The sequence below is a fragment of the Ruegeria sp. AF5 genome (genome assembly GCF_056541905.1).
On the sequence record NZ_JBQFYZ010000028.1, the window covers coordinates 1 to 21,355 of the forward strand.

General features: G+C 55.1%; 18 protein-coding genes. 14 read left to right on the forward strand and 4 right to left on the reverse strand.

The annotated features are described in order from the left end of the window. Positions 1-134 precede the first annotated feature (134 nt). Together ACR0DS_RS19760 and ACR0DS_RS19765 are read right to left on the reverse strand one after the other, a co-directional pair. Positions 135-1,487, reverse strand: a complete 1,353-nt coding sequence (locus ACR0DS_RS19760) for an aminotransferase class III-fold pyridoxal phosphate-dependent enzyme (protein WP_480616902.1) — start codon at positions 1,485-1,487, stop codon at positions 135-137. A gap of 1 nt (position 1,488) precedes the next feature. Further along, a complete protein-coding gene (locus ACR0DS_RS19765) occupies positions 1,489-2,301 on the reverse strand; it encodes an IclR family transcriptional regulator (RefSeq protein WP_480484910.1) in 813 nt (270 codons plus the stop codon). A gap of 106 nt (positions 2,302-2,407) precedes the next feature. Here ACR0DS_RS19765 and ACR0DS_RS19770 point away from each other — a divergent pair, with 106 nt between their 5' ends. The 6 genes from ACR0DS_RS19770 to ACR0DS_RS19795 all read left to right on the forward strand — a co-directional run bounded on the left by ACR0DS_RS19770 (position 2,408) and on the right by ACR0DS_RS19795 (position 8,829). Beyond that, on the forward strand, positions 2,408-3,337 hold the full coding sequence (locus tag ACR0DS_RS19770; RefSeq protein WP_480616904.1) for a tripartite tricarboxylate transporter substrate binding protein: 930 nt from the start codon (positions 2,408-2,410) through the stop codon (positions 3,335-3,337). A gap of 62 nt (positions 3,338-3,399) precedes the next feature. Then, the gene (locus tag ACR0DS_RS19775; RefSeq protein ID WP_480616906.1) at positions 3,400-3,936 is read left to right on the forward strand and encodes a tripartite tricarboxylate transporter TctB family protein; all 537 of its coding nucleotides are present in this window, start codon (positions 3,400-3,402) and stop codon (positions 3,934-3,936) included. Between the two features lie 10 nt (positions 3,937-3,946). Then, positions 3,947-5,479, forward strand: a complete 1,533-nt coding sequence (locus ACR0DS_RS19780; RefSeq protein ID WP_480489336.1) for a tripartite tricarboxylate transporter permease — start codon at positions 3,947-3,949, stop codon at positions 5,477-5,479. Between the two features lie 8 nt (positions 5,480-5,487). Next, positions 5,488-6,972, forward strand: a complete 1,485-nt coding sequence (locus ACR0DS_RS19785) for an aldehyde dehydrogenase (protein WP_480616908.1) — start codon at positions 5,488-5,490, stop codon at positions 6,970-6,972. A gap of 26 nt (positions 6,973-6,998) precedes the next feature. Beyond that, the gene (locus tag ACR0DS_RS19790) at positions 6,999-8,237 is read left to right on the forward strand and encodes a Tm-1-like ATP-binding domain-containing protein (protein ID WP_480616910.1); all 1,239 of its coding nucleotides are present in this window, start codon (positions 6,999-7,001) and stop codon (positions 8,235-8,237) included. A gap of 415 nt (positions 8,238-8,652) precedes the next feature. Then, positions 8,653-8,829: a hypothetical protein gene (locus ACR0DS_RS19795; RefSeq protein ID WP_480492834.1), complete on the forward strand. Its 177-nt coding sequence runs from the start codon at positions 8,653-8,655 to the stop codon at positions 8,827-8,829. Between the two features lie 225 nt (positions 8,830-9,054). Here ACR0DS_RS19795 and ACR0DS_RS19800 read toward each other — a convergent pair whose 3' ends face one another. Further along, positions 9,055-9,816, reverse strand: coding sequence for a helix-turn-helix transcriptional regulator (locus tag ACR0DS_RS19800; protein WP_480616912.1), 762 nt, complete (start codon positions 9,814-9,816; stop codon positions 9,055-9,057). A gap of 128 nt (positions 9,817-9,944) precedes the next feature. Between ACR0DS_RS19800 and ACR0DS_RS19805 the strand changes: the two genes are divergently transcribed. The 8 genes from ACR0DS_RS19805 to ACR0DS_RS19840 all read left to right on the forward strand — a co-directional run bounded on the left by ACR0DS_RS19805 (position 9,945) and on the right by ACR0DS_RS19840 (position 20,460). Then, the gene (locus ACR0DS_RS19805; RefSeq protein ID WP_480616914.1) at positions 9,945-11,921 is read left to right on the forward strand and encodes a CocE/NonD family hydrolase; all 1,977 of its coding nucleotides are present in this window, start codon (positions 9,945-9,947) and stop codon (positions 11,919-11,921) included. A gap of 21 nt (positions 11,922-11,942) precedes the next feature. Then, positions 11,943-13,508 carry an ABC transporter substrate-binding protein gene (locus ACR0DS_RS19810; RefSeq protein ID WP_480616916.1) on the forward strand — a complete coding sequence of 522 codons (1,566 nt, stop codon included), beginning with the start codon at positions 11,943-11,945 and terminating at the stop codon, positions 13,506-13,508. 85 nt (positions 13,509-13,593) lie between these two features. Then, positions 13,594-14,532 carry an ABC transporter permease gene (locus ACR0DS_RS19815; RefSeq protein ID WP_480484901.1) on the forward strand — a complete coding sequence of 313 codons (939 nt, stop codon included), beginning with the start codon at positions 13,594-13,596 and terminating at the stop codon, positions 14,530-14,532. A 12-nt stretch (positions 14,533-14,544) separates the two neighbouring features. Next, the gene (locus ACR0DS_RS19820) at positions 14,545-15,402 is read left to right on the forward strand and encodes an ABC transporter permease (RefSeq protein WP_480484900.1); all 858 of its coding nucleotides are present in this window, start codon (positions 14,545-14,547) and stop codon (positions 15,400-15,402) included. Continuing rightward, the gene (locus ACR0DS_RS19825) at positions 15,399-16,379 is read left to right on the forward strand and encodes an ABC transporter ATP-binding protein (protein WP_480484899.1); all 981 of its coding nucleotides are present in this window, start codon (positions 15,399-15,401) and stop codon (positions 16,377-16,379) included. Before ACR0DS_RS19820 ends, ACR0DS_RS19825 begins: the two co-directional genes overlap by 4 nt. After that, the gene (locus tag ACR0DS_RS19830) at positions 16,376-17,299 is read left to right on the forward strand and encodes an oligopeptide/dipeptide ABC transporter ATP-binding protein (protein ID WP_480616918.1); all 924 of its coding nucleotides are present in this window, start codon (positions 16,376-16,378) and stop codon (positions 17,297-17,299) included. Before ACR0DS_RS19825 ends, ACR0DS_RS19830 begins: the two co-directional genes overlap by 4 nt. A gap of 12 nt (positions 17,300-17,311) precedes the next feature. Beyond that, positions 17,312-18,958, forward strand: coding sequence for an amidohydrolase (locus tag ACR0DS_RS19835; RefSeq protein WP_480547590.1), 1,647 nt, complete (start codon positions 17,312-17,314; stop codon positions 18,956-18,958). Beyond that, positions 18,958-20,460, forward strand: a complete 1,503-nt coding sequence (locus ACR0DS_RS19840; protein ID WP_480484896.1) for a M81 family metallopeptidase — start codon at positions 18,958-18,960, stop codon at positions 20,458-20,460. Before ACR0DS_RS19835 ends, ACR0DS_RS19840 begins: the two co-directional genes overlap by 1 nt. A gap of 308 nt (positions 20,461-20,768) precedes the next feature. Here the strand turns inward: ACR0DS_RS19840 and ACR0DS_RS19845 are convergent. Continuing rightward, on the reverse strand, positions 20,769-21,355 hold a 587-nt coding region (locus ACR0DS_RS19845), incomplete at its 5' end, for a hypothetical protein (protein WP_480616920.1).

The window sequence follows — 21,355 nt, forward strand, 5'->3', positions numbered from 1 at the left end:
CCTCTCTCCAGATCTACCAAAGCATCGAAAAACAAATGGGACGAGAAAAACTCAACCAACTCCTCGACCTGCTCGAAGAACTACAAGCCGTCAAAGTCTGACCCCGCCTTGTAACGGCGAGGTCAGGGAAGATTTTAAAGGCTCGCCAAACCGGTATCCAGCGACGACAGGATCTTGGACACATCGTCAGCCGTGATGATCAGTGGTGGCGACAGAATAATGTTGTTACCCGACACCCGGACCATGACACCGTCATCATATGCAACCTTCTGCACCTGCAACGGAAGATGTTTGGCAATCGGTGCTTTGGTGCTGCGATCCGAGACCAGTTCCAGCGCACACATCAGGCCCTCACCGCCGCGCACGTCGCCGACCACGTCGTACTTGTCGGCCAGCCTTTTCAGGCCGGTAAACAGTTCATCCCCACGAGCGGCGGCGTTCTCCCACACCCGCAGGCGGTTAATTTCCGCAAGTGCTGCCAAGGCTGCTGCCGCTCCGACCGGATGGCCGGAATAGGTGTAGCCCTGATCGACGGACGCTTTGCCAGTGGTGTCGCGTTCGAACACTTCGGCAACTTGACCGGAAATCATCGCAGCGCCGAATGGGAAATACCCGTTCGTAATAGCCTTGGCCGTCGTCATAATGTCAGGCTGCACACCCCAGTGCCGGGCTCCGCTTTCGCTGCCGGTGCGGCCAAAGGCTGTGATAATTTCATCCGAGATCAACAGAACGCCGTGTTTCGAGCAGACCTCGCGCACCAACGGCATGAAGCTCTCGTGCGGTGGAATTACACCACCAGCACCCAAAACAGGTTCCATGATGAACGCTGCAACAGTATTTGCGCCCTGGAACGCAATCTCAGCTTCCAATGCTTTGACGCAAAGCTGTGCCAAACGCTCGGGATCGGTCTCGTCGAAGGGATTGCGATAAGTCCATGGTGCCGGGATGTGGAAACATCCAGGCATCATCGGTTCGTAGGCAGCACGGAACTTCTGGTTGCCGTTGACCGACGCTGCAGCGAAATGGGTCCCGTGGTACCCCTGTTTCAAGCTTATGAATTTGGTGCGCCCGTCCTCGCCGCGTACCTTGTGGTACTGTCGTGCCAATTTCAGTGCGATTTCAACCGAATCGGAGCCGCCCGAAGTAAAGAACGCGCGGGTCAATCCATCTGGCTCGAAGAACCGGGCCAGCTCGTATGACAATTCGATCGCCTTGTCGTTGCTGGTGCCACGGAAAGTTGAATAATAGGGCAAAGCGTTCAGCTGGTCGGCAATCGCCTGCTTCACTGGCTCGCAGGAATAACCCAGATTGACGTTCCACAACCCTCCCACGGCGTCGATGGCCTTGTGGCCGTCCACATCGATGATGCTAACCCCTTCGCCGCCGACCAAAATGGTTGGTAGGTTCTTTTGGCTGTCGGCAGGGTGCGCCATCGGGTGCCAAAAATAGCGGGCGTTGTTTTCCTTCAGGAAGTTGGAATCCTTCATTTCAAAATTCTCCGGGAATTTCGTCCGACCGAACACTCGGTCGAAACTCAGTTGGAAAGTTTGCAGGAGCCTGGCCACCAAAGATTGCCGTAAGCTCTTGCGAAACTTGTTTCAGGGTATTCAGTAGGGGCGGCTGCCGGTCGCCTGCGGTTCTGATTTCAGGAACCGCGAATGAAACCGTCCCAAGCGCCAGTTGATCAATTCCGAAAACCGGGGCTGCAAAGCCATGAACACCGGTTTCGAAACTTCCGTTACTATAGGACCAACCGGTTTCCTTTACTTCGACGAGACGTTCTTGAATGAGTTCAAGGTTCGTTAGCGTAGAGGCAGTAATACGGGGCAAGTCGCGATTTTTGAGGCCTTCCAAAAGTGCAGGAGGGCCAAAACAAAGCATGCACAACCCTGAGGCTGTGGCGTTGAGCGGAAGGACTTCCGTGGGGTCTAGGCTAACTCGAACGCTGTGCTGAGTTGTCTCGACCACTAGCGCCGTTTGAAGAACATCATTTTCCAGAAGAGAAAGGTGCAGGCTTTCTCCTGCTTGTTGCATCGCGGCCTGCATTTTGAGGCGCGCTGCTTTGAGGCCGGGATTTGCAATCTCGCGTAACGCGGCAAGACGCAGTGCCGCCGGGCCAATCATAAAGGATTTTGTTCCCTGATTCTGCTCGATCAATCCGAACTCTTCCAGTTCACGCAGATGCCGAAGAACAGTCGCCTTATTGACACCAGATAGCCGAGCCATCTGGGTCAGCCCGATTTCGGGCCGTGCGTTGGAGAATAACTCCAACAATCTCAAAGCATTAAGAGCAGTTCCCATAAGTTACTCCTCCTCCTTAAGAGAATACTTGACACAATGTAATTAACAACGCAACAATAAACATGACTTATCGGTTCATTATTTGAACCATCAATGGGAGGAGTCTATGAAGAAAATTCTTACCGCTGCCGTAATGGCGGTCTCTGCATCAGCTGCTTTCGCTGAGTATCCAGAGAAACCTGTATCCTTCGTCGTTCCGTGGCCTCCGGGCGATCTGGAGGATGTATTGACACGTCTGATCGCAGATGAATTTCAGGAAATGTACGGCGTACCAGCAGCAGTCGTGAACAAGCCTGGCGGTGGTGGTGGTCCGTTCCCTGGTGCTGTCGAAGTCGCCACTGCTCCGAGCGATGGCTATACGGTCGGCTCTTTTGTAATAGGCGTGCCGGTGATTGGCCCCGAGATTGGCATTCCAGAGCTGAACCCCAACCCATTTGACCCAATTGGCATCTTCCTGACCTATCCGTTCGTGATAGCGTCCAGCAAAGACGCACCCTTCTCATCTTGGGAGGAGTTGGTGGAACATGGCAAAGATAACGATGTTGCACTGGGGCATTTCGGCTCTGTCCTGCCCCCCACCCAGGTGACATTCGCAGCTGCTGTCAGCAGCGGGTTTGATTTCGCCAGTGAAGCCGCATTTGATGCTCTGGACTGCAACACCCTGACTTCAGGCGACGTGGACGTGATCAACACGACACTTCAACTTATACTACCCTGCTTAGATCAGGTGAATGTTCTGGCCAGCATCGGCGGTGAGCGGATTCCCCTGGTCCCTGACACTCCGACTGTTGTCGAGCTAAATCCTGACCTGCCTTTGGCACTATGGAACGGTCTGTTCGTTCACAAAGACACCCCGGCAGAGGCGCGCGAGAAGATCGCGGCAGCCGCTCAAAAGGCTCTGAGCTCCGACAAAGCCAAGCAGCTTGCCGAGGAAACAGGTGCACTGATCTACTGGCAGGACCCGGACGCCTCCAACGCGCAGATTGAAAAAGACAAAGCCTCTTTCGCCAAAATCGAAGAGATTCTGGGCGAATAACTCAAGATTGGCCCGGCAGGATTCAAACTGCCGGGCCTATTTTAATCGGTGGGGAGGTAGAGATGATCGCGAAAACCTTACAGGACATGTTCAAACGATATCGCCGTCCTGGCGATGTAGTTTTTGCGTTCGTGTTCCTTGCGTTTGCTGTCTTTTTGTTAATGCAGCTGGACGAGCAGACACAAATCGTCAAGCGAACCAAGTGGTTTGCGCAACCCAGTCTTTGGCCAATGATAGCCCTCTGGGCCATGGTGATTTTCGGATTTCTGCACTGGCTCAGTTCAGCAATGTCACAGCGGCGTCACGGACGGTGGACCGAAGTGGCATTCTGGTTGAGGTCGTTTGAATATGTTTTCTACTTCCTCGTTTACGTAAAAGCTGTTCCCTTGCTTGGGTATCTTCCCGCGACGGTAATATTTGCCGTGTTTTTGGCAATTCGCAACGGGTTTCGCGATGCTAAGGGTATCGGTTGTGCCGCATTGTTCGGCGTTTGTGTCACGGTCATCTTCAGGGCTTTCTTGCAGGTGAAAATCCCGGCCGGCGCTCTCTATGAGTATTTACCCGACACGGTTCGCGCGTTTGCGCTGACGTATCTTTGAGGTTTCGCTGATGGATGCTCTATTATCAGGTTTTTCGATACTTGCGCAGTGGCCGGTAATCGTTGCGCTTTTAATCGGGTCAATCGGAGGCGTGATTATTGGCGCTCTGCCAGGGGTGGGAGCGCCGGTGGCAATTGCCATTCTGTTACCCGCCACTTTCGCGTTTGAACCCATCGTTGGCCTGACCCTGCTGCTAGGCATCTATGGGTCCTCGATGTATGGCGGTGCAATCCCTGCCGTCCTGATCAATACACCGGGCACTGCAGTCAATGCCTTGACCACCTATGACGGCTATCCAATGACGAAGCGCGGCCAGGGTCATCGGGCGTTGTCACTGGCCTATTCGGCGTCATTTTTTGGAGGCATCTTTTCGATAATTTGCCTTATGCTCTTGTCTCCCGTCCTAGCACTCGTTGCCCCGCATTTTGGCAGCCGTGAGATTTTCCTAGCCGCGTTGCTTGGCATCATATTGGTAATTCTCGCTCATCGCGGCCAGATCTTTGCAGCGGGCATGCTGGCGGCATTTGGTCTGTTCTTGAACACTGTCGGGCTGGAGCCGGTCAAATACACCCGCCGTTTCACGTTCGAGCAAAGCTGGCTGGCGTCAGGGGTAGACCTGATTGTTGTTGTGCTGGGACTGTTCGCAATCAGTCAGGCATTGCTTCTGTTGCTGGAAAAAAACCATGCACCGGGTGAAGCACATGTTGGCGGAAGCATCTTTGCGGGATTAATAGAGCTGCTTGGCCTCAAGCGTATTGCAACCGTGTCATCCAGCATCGGCGTGTTCATGGGCATGGTGCCGGGCACCGGCGAGTTCACCTCGCAGTTCCTGTCTTACACATACGCTCAAAAAACCTCCAAAAATCCAGAAGCCTTTGGTGATGGTTCGCCCGAGGGGCTTGTGGCTTCTGAATCCGCAAACAATGCTGTGCCCGGAGCGGCGATGATCCCGCTGCTGGCGTTGGGTATTCCTGGCGAGGCACTGACGGCAATGATGTTGTCAGTCTTTTACGTGCACAATGTGATACCCGGGCCGCAGCTGTTCGAAAACCAGATGGATTTCGTCATGGCCCTCTATATGGCGTTGATCCTGCTGAACGTGATCGTTCTGGTGTTTTTGCTGTTCTCGACCAACTTGCTGCTCAAGATCATTCAGATTCCAACTCGTTTTCTGGGCATCATGATCCTGATCCTGGCGTTTGTCGGCGTATACAGCCTGCGCAACTCGATCACCGACTGTGCATTGGCCGCGGCATTTGGAGTGTTCGGTCTGATCCTCAAACGGCTGGACTTGCCGATCGTTCCGATCATCCTCGGCATGGTTTTGGGCGGCATTATGGAGGTCAAGCTCCGCAGCGCCATGGCTCGGGTTAATTCACCGCTGGATTTTGTTGATAGACCGATTGCCGCCATCTTGTTCGGTATGATTGTTCTGATCCTCATTCTGCACTTTCGGGCTCTGTACTTCGAGTTCAGAAATAAGCTGCGACCAGAACCAAACGCCGAACCCGTCGATGCAGATCACCCAAATCAACAAGGTTGAGAATATCCATGGATCAGTCCCTAATCGACGCGCTGCGAATGCAGCAAGTCGCCCCGCGCGGCCATTTCATTAACGGCAATTTCACTGGCGGTGAAACGGGTGCACAGGTTGAAGTGTTGTCCCCCATCGACGGCCGACCTCTGACTAGGATCGCCGATGGCAGCGCGGCGGACATTGAAGCTGCCGTCCTGGCCGCTCGGGTTGCTTTCGAGGATGGGCGATGGTCCGAAATGGCACCGTCAGGACGCAAGAAAGTGTTGCTGAAGCTGGCGGATCTGATCGAAGAGCGTGCGCTGGACATCTCTGTTCTGGGGGTGCGCGACAACGGCACCGAGATCAGCATGGCCTATAAAGCCGAGGCGCTTTCGGCGGCGGCGACATTTCGGTACTATGCCGAAGCAATCGACAAGATTTATGGCCAGATCGCGCCAACCAGTCACGATATTCTTGGCCTGGTACACCATGCCCCGGTCGGCGTGGTGGGTGCAATCGTACCGTGGAATTTTCCGCTGATGATCGGCAGCTGGAAAATTGCTCCGGCCCTTGCGGCAGGCAATTCCGTAGTATTGAAACCCGCAGAAAGCGCTTCGCTCAGCCTTTTGAAGATTGCTGAACTGGCTGCTGAAGCCGGGGTTCCGGATGGCGTGTTCAACGTCGTGACAGGGCGCGGCTCGGTTGTGGGCGAGGCACTGGCACTGTCGATGGATGTGGACATTATGGTGTTCACTGGGTCAGGTGCGACGGGTCGTCGGTTGCTGGAGTATTCAGCTCGTTCCAATCTGAAGCGCTGCTACCTTGAGTTGGGCGGCAAGTCCGCCAACATCGTCTTCAACGACGCCCCGGATCTGGCCGAGGCCGCCAAAGTGTCCGCGGCAGGTATCTTCCGCAACTCCGGTCAAGTCTGCGTTGCTGGCTCTCGCCTTCTTGTTCAGGAAGATATCTACCAGGATTTCGTGGCCGAGGTCTCGCGCCATGCTGAAAACTTTCGCGTCGGCGATCCGCTGGACCTGAACAGCCAGATTGGTGCCGTTCACAGCCTGCCGGAACTTGAGGCCAATCTGGATTTTGTTGCCAAAGCCGAGGCGGAAGGAGCAGAGCGGCGCACCGGTGGTAATCGCATCCTGATGGAGAGTGGCGGCTATTATATGTCTCCGACCGTAATGGCCGGTGTAAAAGAGACGGACCACTTGTTTCAGAACGAAGTCTTTGGCCCCGTTCTGGCGGTGACCCCCTTCAAAAACGAAGAAGACGCGATCCGGTTGGCGAACGCCACCGTGTATGGCCTGGCTGGCGGTGTCTGGACATCTAACCTTGGCCGCGCCCACCGTATGGTGGCTGGTATCCGCACAGGCGTCGTGCATGTGAACACCTATGGCGGTGCTGATCTGACCGTACCGCTTGGAGGAGTGCGCCAGTCCGGCAATGGGCACGACAAGTCTTTGCACGCGCTTGAGAAATACTTCGACCTGAAAACGGCCTGGATCAAGCTCTGAATGGCGGCGGAACGAAGGAGGAGCTTATGACTATGAAAACGATCCTGCTGATCGGCACCTATGACACGAAAGAAGCCGAGATGCGTTTCATTGAAAACGCAATTCGCGCACAGGGCGCTGATGTACTGACAATGGATGTCTCAGTGCTGGGTGATCCCAAGACGCCAACAGACATCTCAAAGCACGACGTCGCTTCTGCCGGTGGCATGACCATTGATGAAGTCATCGCACAGGGGGATGAAAATAAAGCTTTTCGGGTAATGTCCGCGGGTGCCGCAAAAGTGGTTGCCCAGGCCTATGCCGATGGCCGCTTTGACGGGATGCTGGCCACCGGCGGTACCATGGGCACCGATCTGGCGCTGGACTGTGCACAAGCGCTGCCGATGGGTGTGCCAAAATACATTGTGTCTACGGTCAGCTTTTCTCCTCTGATCCCTCCGCATCGTCTGGCGCCGGATATTCAGATGATCCTGTGGGCCGGCGGGCTCTATGGTATGAACTCGATTTGCCAGTCTTCACTCAGCCAGGCAGCCGGGGCAGTTGTTGGCGCGACCAAGGCCGCTATTGCACCTGACCGCAGCAAGCCATTGATTGGAATGACCAGTCTTGGCTCGTCTTGTCTGCGCTACATGAAGACGTTGAAACCGGCGTTGGAGGAACGCGGTTTTGAGGTGGCGGTTTTCCACTCTACCGGCATGGGTGGCATGGCATTTGAAAAGCTGGCTGGCGAGGGCGCATTTGCCTGCGTGATGGATTTCTGTATGCAGGAATTCGGAAATTTTATGGCGGGCTCTGTCGTGTCCAGCGGCGAGGAGCGTGTAACCAGTGCAGGTCGCGTAGGCACACCGCAGATGATCGCGCCCGGAGCGTTGGACCTGTTGGATTTCGCGGGCTGGCAGGACATCCCCGACCAATATTCAGATCGTCCGTTTCACGTGCATAACCGACTGATCAAGAGTTCCGTCTTCAATGGGGATGAACGCCGCGCTTGGATCCGTGAACTGGCCAACCGAATGGAGGCCGCAACGGGACCTGTCCACTTTTTCCTGCCTGTTCAGGGGGTTGAAGCATGGGACAAAGAAGGCGAGGCGGCGCATGACCCTGATGCACTGGCAGATATGGTGGATGAGGCACGCATGGTTATACCGGGTCGTGTGCCGATGACAGAACTTGACGCTCATATCAACGACCACACGTTCAGCGAAGCGGTCCTCGTGCAATTTGATGCCTGGGTCGAGCAGGGTGTAATCAGCAAAAATCGCTGACCTTCGTCATTCCAACAAATGCATTTAACCTTCGGACGCCGTGGCGCCGCCTCGAGGGATACCTGCGAAAGTTGCATACCATTACAGGAAAAAGGTCAGCTTATTGCCGACAAGACAAAGCTGCTTGGACCCAATGTATTATCCCTCTAAGGCGACCCGGTCCATTTTGTTAGGGGTGAAGGAGTATCCTGCCAGGTATCGTGACACTGGGGAAACCAAAGACGAACGGCCATCCGGTGGGTGGTGTTGTTACACGAGCAGAATTCTTTGTTACTTTTCTTAAGTGCTATCGCTATTTCAATACGTTTAATAGCAACCCCGTTTTCTGTGCTGCAGCGATGGCGGTATTGGAAGAGATCAAAGACAGCAATTGCTGGAGAGCGCGAAAAATGTGGGATTGCATGCTCGCAAATGAATGGAAGCGCTGGCTCAGAAACGTGCCGTTATTGGAAACGCACGCGGATTCAGTCTGATCTTCGGTGCAGAAATTGCTTTAGACCGCGACGGCAAGGAACAAGGATATCGGCTTTCGCATATCTGGACGAGTAATACGAGAAAAGCGATCATTCTGATGAACACGTGTCCGGTTTGATTGGACCAGACAGTGACTATCGGAGCAAAAAGCTCGAGTTGATCGTGTCACTATGAACTGTTGGGTCACTATCTATGGGCTACGGTACAAAAAACGGTAACGTCCCTAGTACCTTTACACCCGCGCACCACCAAAAGGACACGCGTAAGCAGAATAGCAAAGCCAAATTGATATGCCGGGTGTGATCCAGAAAAAACAGAGCGTCACATACATCCTTCCGACACTTCACTCCTCGGTAAGGTGTTTCCTGACAGTTGGATCAATCTTGGTACTATGGGTTGAGTAGATACCACAGGCGGCAATGGCCTCACGCGCGGTTACCCGCTCGTGCAGGCGCTTCCAGATTGTTTTGGCGGCGTAGGGATGCGGGTAAGGGCGCCAAGCAACACCCATCGTCATTCCCCGCAGATACTTTAGTTGCTGGCGGTGCGCTGAATATAAGATGGTATTGGCAACGCTGCCTTCGCGCATCAACTCATGTTCGGTTATAAATATCCTGTTTCCCCGCATTGTCACCAAACCAACGTAACGGGAAATCTGGTGCATGCTTTTGTCTTGTGATGTGGCAATTTCGCGGGACCGGATTGTGAAAAGCCCATCAACTTCCTGAATACGGATTAACGAACAAAATATCTTCCCTTCCCAGGAAGGCGTGCAGAAAAACGAGTGATAGAAACCAACATAGCGCCTGAGGTTTTTGTGTTGGCCCCGAAAAGGATCCAGAAACGCGTCTGCGGGCGTTTTTCCGGATGGTGGTAAGACGTCCTTTAGCATTTGCTCAAAGTAAGCAGTTTCAGCGAACAGTTCGGCTTCTGTCAGGCCGAAATGGCGCGCGATCCGACGCATGTTGTGGGCCGAAGGCAGGCTGGAGCCATTCAGATACCGATTGAATTGCTGCCGGTTGACGCCAATATCCCGACAAATCTTTGAAATATTGCCGTGTTCTGCGCATAGCGACTTCAGGTTGGCAGGAAAATACTGGGACATGGAAAAACCCTTCGCTATTTGACGCTATTTCGCTGCAAATAGCATCACTTCGCATAAGATTGCACAATTTGTTTTTTCTGCAAATTGTTTTCTTCTTCGGCATCAGCTCGCAAAAAACAAGCTCTCGGATGCCAGTTAAAACCGTCGAAAACACATGGATCACACTCTCCGACGGGCGGAGGCTTGCTGCTCGACTCTGGTTACCCGAAACCGGTCCAGCTCCGGCCATTCTGGAATACCTGCCTTACCGCAAACGCGACGGCACAGCGCCCAGGGATGAAACAACACATAAGGTATTTGCCGAGGCTGACTATGCCTGCGTTCGGGTCGATATAGCGGGTACGGGCGACAGCGAAGGGCAATTCGACGATGAATACTCGGAACAGGAACTGAGTGATGGTGAAGAAGTCATCGCATGGATCGCAGCGCAGGATTGGTGCGACGGTCACGTTGGGATGATCGGAATATCTTGGGGTGGGTTTAATGGTTTGCAACTGGCTTTCCGGCAACCGCCTGCGTTGAAGGCCGTCGTCAGCGTCGCCTCGACCGTGGATCGCTATGCAGATGACATCCATTTCATGGGTGGTTGCCTGCTGAGCGACAACATGAACTGGGGTAGTCAGATGTTCGCTTATCTGACCAGGCCCGCAGATCCGGCCTTACGCGCAGACTGGCGAGAGGATTGGCTGATGCGGCTGCAAAACGTTCCATTTTCAGCCGCCGATTGGCTGCGTCATCAGACACGGGACACATACTGGAAGCACGGCTCGGTTTGCGAAGACTGGTCTGCTATCCAAACCCCGGTTTTGGCCATAACCGGCTGGGCAGATGCGTATGTAAATGCCCCGCCTGCTTTGACAGCCAACCTGACATCGCCCACCAAGGCCGTCATCGGGCCATGGGAACATCGATACGCGCATATCTCGAAAATTGATCCTGCGGATTTCCATTCCGAAGTCATCGGCTGGTTTGATCGCTGGTTGAAAGAACAGGAAAACGGCGCAGAAGATTTGCCTGCGTACCGGACATACATGCAGGAGCATTTCAACCCGACACCGAAAAACAGCCCTCGGCAAGGTCGCTGGATAGCTGAAGGTCGCTGGCCATCGCCGCACGTACATGAACAGATCTGGCATCTGGCACCGGGCGAATTTTCCCCTAGTCCAGCCCAAGGTTCCGCAGCCATTTCGTCGCCCTGCCATTTGGGCATGCAAAGCGGGTATTTTTGTGCAGGTATGCGGATCGATAACGAGCTGCCCGACGACCAGGCAAGCGACGATGCATTGTCGCTGTGCTTTGACAGCGCGCCATTGCGGGCGCCGCTGGAATTGTTGGGGCGCGCAAGACTGAAGTTTCGGTTTTCAGTAGACAAGCCTGTCGCTCAGATTATTGCGCGCCTATGCGATGTATCACCCGAGGGTATTTCACAGCGCATCAGCTACCGGTCGTTGAACTTATGCCATTTCCGCGATCACGAGACACCTGAATTCTTACAACCCGGCGAGGAATATGAGGCCGAGATTGCCCTAAACGAATGTGCGCATCGACTGCGTGAGGGTCATGTGTTGCGGCTGGCCCTGTCGACGTCCTACTGGCCGATCATCTGGCCATCGCCAAACCAGGCACAGGTAACATTGCATTTGCAGGATTGCGCCCTGCATTTGCCGGTGCGCGAAGTATCGCGTGAAATCCAAGCTTCCGAACCCGGTCCGGCGCCGAAGTTTCCGGTTCTTTCAGCCGATCAATTGCGGACACCTGCGTCGCATTCCGAACGTAAAGAAACAGAAGACGGCCGGATCGTGCTTGAGACGTTTGACGACTATGGTAAATCACGCGATCCCTATCACGGCCTGATTGTCGGCAGTGATGTGCGCATGCATTACGGCATTCACCCGGATGACCCGGCCACTGCCCGGTTTGAGACGGCCTGGAAATTCACATTCGAACGGGCGGAGTGGCAGGTCGCCATCTCGACCGAGTGCCGCATGAGTTGCGACATGCAGAATTTCTACCTCTACCGCAAACTTCGCGCCACCGAAGGTGCCGATGAAACCGAAGTCCTGACAAAGGAATGGTCGGAAACCATTCCACGCGGATTTCTCTGACTTAATCCTAGGGAGGATACTATGAAGATAGAATGGACAAAGGCCAATGTTGGTCGTCGCGGGTTCCTGAAAGGCGCAACCGCGCTTGGAGCGACCTCGGCGCTTCCGATGGGGTGGGCAAATCGCGTATTTGCAGCAGACGACGGTGTTCTGCGGGTACGGGCCTATGGCGATGCACAGAATATGGATCCGGCCCACTCGGTTGGTGTCGTGGAAGAAGAGGTACATGCCTCGATCTACAACAAGCTGATCCAGTATAAGCCAGGCGAGGAATGGGGCTGGCAGCTCGACGCGGCAACGATGATCGAGCAGGTTGACCCCACCCATATCAAGTTTGCATTGCGTGACGATATCGGCTTCACCAACGGCTTTGGCGCCATGACCGCCGAGGACGTCAAGTTCAGCATGGAACGGATCGTGGATGACGCGACCGACAGCCCAAACAAACCCGACCTGGGACCGTTCAGCCATGTTGAAGTGACCGGTGAACGCGAAGGGACGATTGTGTTGAACAAACCCTTCGCACCGATTTGGTCCATTGCCCTGCCTTACATCACCGGAAACATTGTTTCGAAAGCAGCGGTCGAAGCAGCCGGTGGCCGGATCGGTGCTGATCCGGTGGCAGAGTCCGGCCCATATCTGCGGGACAGCTGGTCGCCCAAGGAAAAAACGGTTCTTAAGCGCAACCCTGACTGGAAGGGCGATGCTCCGACCTGGGACACAATCGAGATCTATCCGATCGACGACGAAAACACCGCCGAGATCGCGTTTGAAGCGGGCGAACTGGACGTAACTCGCGTGTCGCTGGGTTCAGTCGAACGTTATCGCGCTGGTGTTCCCAATGGGGGATCGCTGGTTGAGAAACCCTCGCTTTACTATGTCTGGATGGGAATGAATGTTGAACATCCAAAGCTGCAAAATCAGAAGCTGCGGCAGGCGATTCAACATGCCATAGATGTCCCCAGCATTCTGGAGGCTGCCTATTTTGGTGCAGCCGAGCCGGCAACCGGGATCATTGCTCCGGGTCTGGCAGGGCATCGGCCGTCTTCGCTGGTGCCACCTGAGGCAAATTTCGAAAAAGCGGCGCAACTGCTTGCGGAATCGGGTGAAACCAACGTCACTCTGACCCTCGACACGCTAAACAAGACAACGTTCACGACAACTGCACAGATCATTCAGGCGACGCTGGCGCAAATCGGTATCACAGTTGAGGTGAATGTTCTGGAATCCGGTGCGTTCTGGGCGTCTGGCGACAACGAAAACCTGCAACTTGTTCTGAACCGCTATTCGATGACGCCGGACCCGTATTATGCGACGTCGTGGTTTACGCCCGAGCAAATTGGCAAGTGGAATTGGGAACGCTTTAACAGCGCAGAGTTCAACGAAATCCACGAAGCTGCGGCTGGGGAAACAGATATCGCAAAGCGGGCTGAAATGTACCAGCGTGCGCAGGACTTGATGGAAGAAAGCGGTGCCTATCGCTTCATCACACACGAGGCAACACCGGTCATTCACAGCGCAGGTGTCATTCCTGCATTGCGCCCGGATGGGCTGTCGCTGCTGCGTTACTTTGGCAAGTCGACCTGACCTCCCCAGGTCGACAGGGAGCGGCGGGCGCTGACACTCGCCGCTCCATAACCAACGCCATCCAGCCACAAGGAGCCAGTTGGCCATGCTGAACTTCGCAACCCGTCGCTTCGGGCTGTCGCTGCTCATCCTTTTCGTGGCGGTCACCGTCATGTTCCTGATGATCCGCGCTGTACCAGGCGATCCGGTCCAGATCATGCTGGGTCCGCGCGCCACACCCGAGCTTCAGGCCCAACTCACCGCCGCACTTGGTCTTGATCAACCGATCTGGAAACAGCTGCTGATCTTTTACTCGAACCTTTTGCAGGGTGACCTTGGCACCGATGTCTTCTCGGGTCGGTCTGTGACTGAGATTGTGTTTCAGCAATTGCCGTTCACTCTGGAGCTGATTTTTGCATCAATCCTGTGGTCCGCAAGTCTTGGTATCGCACTTGGCGCTTATGCGGCTGCGCATCCAAACACGATGATCGACCGGATCGCCGCCGCAATTTCCGTCAGTTTTGTTGCCGCTCCGGCCTTTGTTGTTGCGCTTTTGGCTTTGTTGGTTTTCGCCGTTAATTTGCAGTGGTTTCCCGCCATTGGGGCAGGAGAGGGGTTCTGGGACCGCCTTGACCATCTGGTTTTGCCTGCATTCGCCATAGGGCTCAGCTGGGTAGGATATATCGCACGGCTGGTACGGGCGTCGATGCTCGAGGTCATGGGTGAAAGCCATGTGCGTACCGCCCGGGCCTTTGGTATCGCGGAACGTCGCGTGGTCATGGTTTACGCATTGCGTATCGCAATTCTACCCGTGGTCACCGTGATCGGGGTCGGGATGGGCTTTCTGCTCAGCTCAGCCGTTTTTGCCGAAATCGTTTTTGCCCGACCAGGCTTGGGTAAGCTGGTCATCGACAGCATCACGACCCGAAACTATCCGATTGTGATGGGTTCGGTCCTTGTATCAACGGCACTGTTCGTTGTGTCGACCGCCTTGGCCGATCTGATCAACGCGCTACTCGATCCACGCGCACGCACGGCTCATTAAGGAGGCGGAGTGATGGTAAAATCTCGTTCCGAACTTGGCCAGATCATAGTCGGGGTTGCCCGCGACCCGCTTGGGTTAATGGGTTTGATAATCGTTGGGACCATCGTGTTCTGCGCGATATTTGCTGCCTGGATTGTGCCTTACGATCCCATTGCCATGGATATCAAATCCCGCCTGCAAGGGCCGTCCGCGGCGCATCTGTTGGGCACGGATCAGCTGGGTCGCGATACGTTTTCGCGGGTGATTGCTGGGGGGCAGGTTGCGCTTAAAGTGGCGCTGCCAGCTGTTTTCGGCGCGATGGCGATTGGCCTGACTTTGGGCATGATAGCCGGGTACGGGCCGAAATGGCTCGACAACCTGCTGATGCTGTTTTTCGATACCATCCGGTCCTTTCCGACGGTGATGTTTGCACTGGCTGTTGTGGCCCTTGTCGGGCCCAGCTTGCAGACAGTTGTATTCGTGGTCATGGCGACCTCGATCCCGACATATGGGCGCGTGGCGCGAACCCAGACCCTGACGCTTCGCAATTCCGAATTCATTCTGGCAGAGCGATCAATGGGGGCCAGCATGACGCGTATTCTGGGTGTGCACATGCTACCCAATATCATCGGGGTTCTGGCTGTCTTGGCAGCCATGGATATACCCACCGTCATCGCGCTGGAGGCCGGGCTGTCATTTTTGGGGTTGGGTGTGAAACCCCCGACACCCAGTTGGGGAGCCTTGCTCAAGGATGGCTATTCCCTGATCCGCCAAACACCGTGGCTGGTGGTGGGCGGGGGCCTGCCGATCATTCTGGCAACACTTGGATTCACTTTCCTGGGCGAAAGCCTACGTGATGTGGTCGACCCGAAATTGAGGAAACAGCGATGACCGATACACTGCTGGAAATCGACCGCCTGAGTGTTGACTACGAAACGGGCCGTGGCGACCTTAAGGCCCTGAGGAACATCACATTCAACGTCAACAAGGGTGAAATTGTTGGTATTGTCGGGGAATCCGGATGCGGCAAATCCACCCTGATCTCATCCATCCTGCGCCTGACCGCCCCCAATACGCGGTTCCGTCAAGGTGAGGTTCGTTTCAAAGGGCAGGACCTGTTGAAGGCTTCCGAGCGTCAGATGCGCGACCTGCGCGGTGCAGACATATCCATTGTCTTCCAGGATCCGATGCAAACGCACAATCCGGTTCTGACCATCGGGCAGCAGATGCTGGACATTCAGCATCGCTCAAAGCAGTCAAAGGCGGATAAATTGACCCACGCAGCCAAGATGCTGGGTGCTGTCGGCATCCCCGATCCCGAAGCGCGCCTGAAGCAGTATCCGCATGAGTTCTCAGGTGGGATGCGCCAGCGGATCGCCATAGCAATGGCGTTGATGTCCGAGCCGGACCTCTTGATCGCGGATGAGCCAACCACTGCATTGGACGCCACTCTTGAGGTACAGATCATCGAGCGCCTACAAGAATTACAGCGCGAGTTTCATTGTGCCATTCTGTTTATTTCGCACCATCTGGGCGTGATCGCGGAACTCTGCGACCGGGTGGTGGTGATGTATGCAGGAGCCGTTGTCGAAAGCGGCGATGTGCGTGAGATTTTCCACAACCCTAAACACCCCTATACACGTCGTCTGATCGAATGTGATCCCGGCCACATCAAAGAACGCGCCCGCGTTTTGCCCACCATCCCCGGTGAAGTGCCTGATCTGGCCAACCTGCCCGGGGGGTGCATCTTTCGGGACCGTTGCGATCAGGCCATGGCGCGCTGCGCGACCGATGTGCCGCCACTGGATCAGCTGAAAGAAGGCCACCACGCCGCATGCTGGCTGAACCACGAGGAGGTCGCAACATGAGCTCGCTGAATGTCGTGGATCTTAAAACCAGTTATGGACCGGTCAATGTTCTGGCGGGTGTCAGCTTTACCGTAGAACCTGGCGAAACTTACGCTCTGGTTGGTGAAAGCGGATCGGGTAAGACGACGGTAATCCGCGCGATTGCGGGTCTTGCGCCTGCACAGGACGGTTCGGTCACATTCGAAGGTCGGGAAATTCGGGGCGCGCCGGAAAGCGTCATGCGCCCGCTGCGTAAAGACATGGCGATGATGTTTCAGGACCCGGTCGGTAGCCTGTCGCCCCGCCTGACAATCCGCAGCCTGATCACCGAACCCTATCGCATTCAGGGTATGAAAGATCGCGATCTGGATGCCGAGGCCAAGCGCTTATTGGAAATGGTGAACCTGCCCGCGCATTTTGCCGATCGCTATCCCTATCAGCTGTCAGGAGGTCAGGCCCGGCGCGTGGGCGTCGCGCGCGCCCTGGCGCTGGAACCCAAGCTGATCCTTGCGGATGAGCCGACTGCCGGTCTTGATGTCTCGGTTCAGGGTGAGTTGCTGAACCTGCTCAACGAACTGCGCGAAAGGCTGGGGCTGGCGATGGTCATCATCACGCACAACCTCAGCGTCGTGCGTCACGTGGCCGACAGAATGGGCATCATGTATCTGGGCCGTTTGGTCGAGGAGGGCACAACCGAAACGATCTTCAACAACCCGCGCCATCCCTACACCCGCTGCCTTCTGAGCGCCAACCCCGAGCCGGACCCGGATGCGCGATTGGAACGGATCGCCCTCAAAGGGGAGCCTCCCAGCCTGCTGAAGCGGCCATCTGGCTGTGAGTTTCGCGAGCGTTGCCCCTTTGCCAGAGACATTTGCACCCAAACCCCGGAATGGGAAGTAAAGGGCGGCCATGGGCTGCGTTGTCTGGCCCCGCTGTCGTAACTAGGAAATCCAATGCCAAGCACACTCTACTTCAACGGCACCATCCTGACTATGGATGCGCAGAACTCTTCACCAGAGGCGGTGCTGACTGACGGCAACAGAATTCAGGCAGTGGGGGCCGAGGCTGAGTTGCGCGCCCGCATGCCTTCGGATGCGCACGAGCATGATCTGAAGGGTCGTACCCTGATGCCCGCCTTTATCGACCCACACGGGCACTTTCCCGATCCCGGCTTTGTTAAGCTGTTCCGTGTCGATCTGTCTTCGCCGCCTTTAGGGGATTGCAGAGACATGTCACAGGCGTTGGACAGGCTTCACGAAAAGGCGAGTGCAACACCCGAGGGTGAATGGGTCATGGGGGTGTCCTTTGACAATACGTCCATTCTGGAAGGTCGAATGCCCACACGGGCCGAACTGGACGGCGTGTCACAACGCCATCCAATCTGGGTCATTCACGCGTCGGGTCATAATGGCGTGGCAAATTCTCTCGCGCTGGAAAGACGCGGGATAACTCGTGAAACTCCTGATCCAGAGGGGGGCCGTTATGGCCGCGATCCGGAAACCGGAGCACTGACCGGATTGATGGAAGGGCTGTCGGCCATGGGTGAAATGGGCGATACTGATTTCCTGATTGACCGCGACCGGTTTTGGCGGGGTTTTGACGCCTGCCGCAGCGAATACCTGGCCCATGGTGTGACCTATGCCCAAAATGCCTGGGCATCGCAGCCCATGCTGGACCACTTCGCCAGCCTGCCTGCGGATCAGGATCCGGGAATTGACATCGAGCTTTTGCCCGTCGGAGATCTGGAGCCAGAGTTATCTTCGCGTTGGATTGGAACGAGCTGGCCGGGCAACCCGCATTTTTCGCTGGGTCCGCGCAAACTATTTACGGACGGGGCCTTTCAGTTACAGACCGCGTATTTGTCTGCTCCATATTTCAAACCTGCCAGCCCTGATAATCCTTGTGGAATGACCTATACCTCGCAAGAGCAGCTGGTTGCGGATGTAGAAAAGCTCCACAGTCAGGGCTTGCAGATTCACTGCCACTGCAATGGCGATGCCGGTGCCGAGATGTTCATAGATGCGGTGGAAAAGGCGCTTGTTGCACACCCGCGCCAGGATCATCGACATACCATTATCCATGGCCAGGTTCTGAGGGATGACCAATTGGAGCGTATGGCCCGGCTTGGTCTGACCGTCAGCTTCTTTCCCGCCCATGTCTTCTTTTGGGGGGATCGTCATTACGATACTTTCCTGGGACCCGAGCGAGCCGAACGGATATCGCCGGCGGCGTCAGCCGAACGGTATGGCGTGCGATACACGATCCACAACGACGCCTCGGTCACACCGACGCGTCCAATCCATCTTGCCCATTGCGCGGTGAACCGAAAATCCGCTTCTGGCCGTGTGCTTGGCGAGGATCAGAAGATCAGCGTTATTTCAGCCCTGCGGGCCCAAACCATCGAAGCCGCTTGGCAGGTGTTCAAGGAAGATCAACGCGGATCCATAGAACCGGGTAAAATTGCAGATTTTGTTGTTCTTTCGCGCAATCCACTGCACGACCCGGACCGCCTGTCAGACACTGTCGTGCTTGAAACCATCCGCTATGGCGAAAGGGTTTTTTCCGCTGTGTGTACTGAACAAGAGTTTGAGCACGCATAATGGCGACCAAGCGTATTGTGATCGCGGGGTTCCAACATGAAACCAACTGTTTCGGTGTAACGAAAGCTGGGATGCCTGAGTTTGAGATGGCGGATTCCTGGCCGGGAATGCTGCATGGTTCACAGGTTCTTCTGGAAACCGGGGGCATGAACCTTCCGATCGCGGGTTTCACCGCCGCGGCACAGGCAACGGGATTTGATGTCATTCCCGTTTTGTGGTGCTCTGCCGAACCGTCCGCCCATGTCACCGATCATGCATTCGAAACGATCTGCGGGATGCTGTTGGACGGAATATGGGGCGCAGGCCAGATTGACGGTGTCTATCTTGATCTGCACGGAGCTATGGTCTCCGAAAGCCTTGCTGACGGTGAAGGAGAGCTTTTGCGTCGCGTTCGTGAAACTGTGGGTCCAGACGTTCCAGTGGTCGCAAGTTTGGACCTTCATGCCAACATTTCCACCGAAATGGTCAAACACTCAGACTACCTGTCGATTTTTCGCACTTACCCACATTTGGATATGGCGGAAGCGGGTGCACGATGCGTTCCAGTCTTGCGTCGCCTGCTGGCGGGTGAAACCCTATACAAAACGTTCCAACCGGTGCCTTACCTGATCCCCCTGCATGCGCAACACACGGGTTCTGCGCCGATCAGTGATATCTATCAATTGCCTGTCAGGTTTGAACAGCAAGGCATTCTGGCAGAGATCGCTCTTGGTTTTACGGCGGCGGATTATCCTGACACCGGACCATCCTGCCTTGCTTATGCCTTGACTGCTGAAAAAGCGGCTGCCGCTGCCAAAGAGATTGTCAGCATGTTCCTGTCCCGTGAGGCCAATCTTGAATGTAAGATGTTGTCTTTGGAAGAGGCCGTTTCCACATGTCGTCAAAGGCGCGAAAAACCCATCGTTCTAGCCGATGTTCAGGACAATCCGGGCGCAGGCGGAACGTCAGATACAACGGGGCTGCTGGCCGCTTTGATTGAGGGCGGGGTAAAAAACGTTCTGATGGGTCTGTTCCATGATCCGGAAAGTGCCATTCAGGCCCATGCGGCAGGGGAGGGCGCACGGATCATTTTGGCTATCGGCGCAAAGTCGAACCTGGCCGGACATGTTCCATTCAGGGCAGAGTTTGAAGTGCTTTCCTTAAGTGATGGCACATGCCGCTATACCGGTGAAATGTATGGCGGCGGAACAGCTACGCTTGGCAAGACAGCTGCGCTTCGCTTGGTTGGACACGACGCCGAGATCGACCTTGTCGTCACAAGCATACGAAACCAATGCCTGGATCGCGCACATTTCACACATATCGGGTTAAACCCTCTGAGTTATTCGGTGATCTGCGTCAAAAGCACAGCGCATTTCCGGGCGGATTTCGAACCAATTGCAAGCCATGTATATGCGGTCGCTGCGCCTGGGGTTTTCCTCTGCGACCTTGGAAAGGTCCCTTATTCTTGTATCAACAGAAGGTTGGCCAACTGTCGCCATACCTCCTTTGACGTGACGTGAAACGAAAGTTTGTTGACGTGCGATACGCCCCAATGGATTCAAATATCTCAACCCCGAAGAGTCAGCCTTGAGCCGTCCACATAAACCTGACCCCAATTGGATCTTGAATACGATTCCCTGAGGCCAGTCGGCCAAAATGCATCTTCATACACCAGTTGACCCACGTCTCTCTCAGAGCTTGTTACAACGCAAAGGCAACTTGCACATCACTGAATCGTTTCTTCGGCATAGATACACTTCTCTCGCACCAGAAATGTATCCGAGGCAATCGCAGCGCGATCAGCATCTCCTACTGAGCGGGGTCAACATTACCAAAAGAAGCTGTCATCCTCCAGCAAGGATGCAATTGTCAGGTTGGCATCCTCTTCTGACACATTGTCTGTGGCTTCTTGCCACACAGCTTCCAGGATGGTTGTCGAAGGCCCGTAAATGTTGTTTTTCACGCAAGAGACAACCAATCCATAGATATCTTCCTCATTCTGGAAGGTGGGCAAGTCTGGCACGAATTCCAGATAGTCGACATCTTCGTCCCATTCGGAGGCACCGGACTCCTCGGCCACCGTCACGGTATTGTTTTCCGGTGCCAACAAAGCGCTCAGTTTTGGTTGAGCAGGACCGATGGTCCCATTTCCATCAATATCGTGACTGTAGAAGGCTTCGACATCCACAACATTGGCGATGCTAACACCGCCTTGGTATTGCCCCGAGGCATCCGTGGTCCATTCAGCATATGACCCGTTCGCATTTTGCCACAGCACCTTGTAGCCACCGCCCGAGGCTTCGGCCTGAAGCGCCTGCCAGCCCGGCAGGCTGTCTGGCCCAATTGCATTACCATTATACGACAAGCCGATGGTACCGTTGATCAGATACTCGCCGCGGGTTGACGACGCGAGTG

Coding starts and splice junctions, on each gene's coding strand:
- ACR0DS_RS19760 (WP_480616902.1), bottom strand. CDS start 1,487: ATGAAGGATTCCAACTTCCTGAAGGAAAACAACGCCCGCTATTTTTGG.
- ACR0DS_RS19765 (WP_480484910.1), bottom strand. CDS start 2,301: ATGGGAACTGCTCTTAATGCTTTGAGATTGTTGGAGTTATTCTCCAAC.
- ACR0DS_RS19770 (WP_480616904.1), top strand. CDS start 2,408: ATGAAGAAAATTCTTACCGCTGCCGTAATGGCGGTCTCTGCATCAGCT.
- ACR0DS_RS19775 (WP_480616906.1), top strand. CDS start 3,400: ATGATCGCGAAAACCTTACAGGACATGTTCAAACGATATCGCCGTCCT.
- ACR0DS_RS19780 (WP_480489336.1), top strand. CDS start 3,947: ATGGATGCTCTATTATCAGGTTTTTCGATACTTGCGCAGTGGCCGGTA.
- ACR0DS_RS19785 (WP_480616908.1), top strand. CDS start 5,488: ATGGATCAGTCCCTAATCGACGCGCTGCGAATGCAGCAAGTCGCCCCG.
- ACR0DS_RS19790 (WP_480616910.1), top strand. CDS start 6,999: ATGACTATGAAAACGATCCTGCTGATCGGCACCTATGACACGAAAGAA.
- ACR0DS_RS19795 (WP_480492834.1), top strand. CDS start 8,653: ATGGAAGCGCTGGCTCAGAAACGTGCCGTTATTGGAAACGCACGCGGA.
- ACR0DS_RS19800 (WP_480616912.1), bottom strand. CDS start 9,816: ATGTCCCAGTATTTTCCTGCCAACCTGAAGTCGCTATGCGCAGAACAC.
- ACR0DS_RS19805 (WP_480616914.1), top strand. CDS start 9,945: ATGCCAGTTAAAACCGTCGAAAACACATGGATCACACTCTCCGACGGG.
- ACR0DS_RS19810 (WP_480616916.1), top strand. CDS start 11,943: ATGAAGATAGAATGGACAAAGGCCAATGTTGGTCGTCGCGGGTTCCTG.
- ACR0DS_RS19815 (WP_480484901.1), top strand. CDS start 13,594: ATGCTGAACTTCGCAACCCGTCGCTTCGGGCTGTCGCTGCTCATCCTT.
- ACR0DS_RS19820 (WP_480484900.1), top strand. CDS start 14,545: ATGGTAAAATCTCGTTCCGAACTTGGCCAGATCATAGTCGGGGTTGCC.
- ACR0DS_RS19825 (WP_480484899.1), top strand. CDS start 15,399: ATGACCGATACACTGCTGGAAATCGACCGCCTGAGTGTTGACTACGAA.
- ACR0DS_RS19830 (WP_480616918.1), top strand. CDS start 16,376: ATGAGCTCGCTGAATGTCGTGGATCTTAAAACCAGTTATGGACCGGTC.
- ACR0DS_RS19835 (WP_480547590.1), top strand. CDS start 17,312: ATGCCAAGCACACTCTACTTCAACGGCACCATCCTGACTATGGATGCG.
- ACR0DS_RS19840 (WP_480484896.1), top strand. CDS start 18,958: ATGGCGACCAAGCGTATTGTGATCGCGGGGTTCCAACATGAAACCAAC.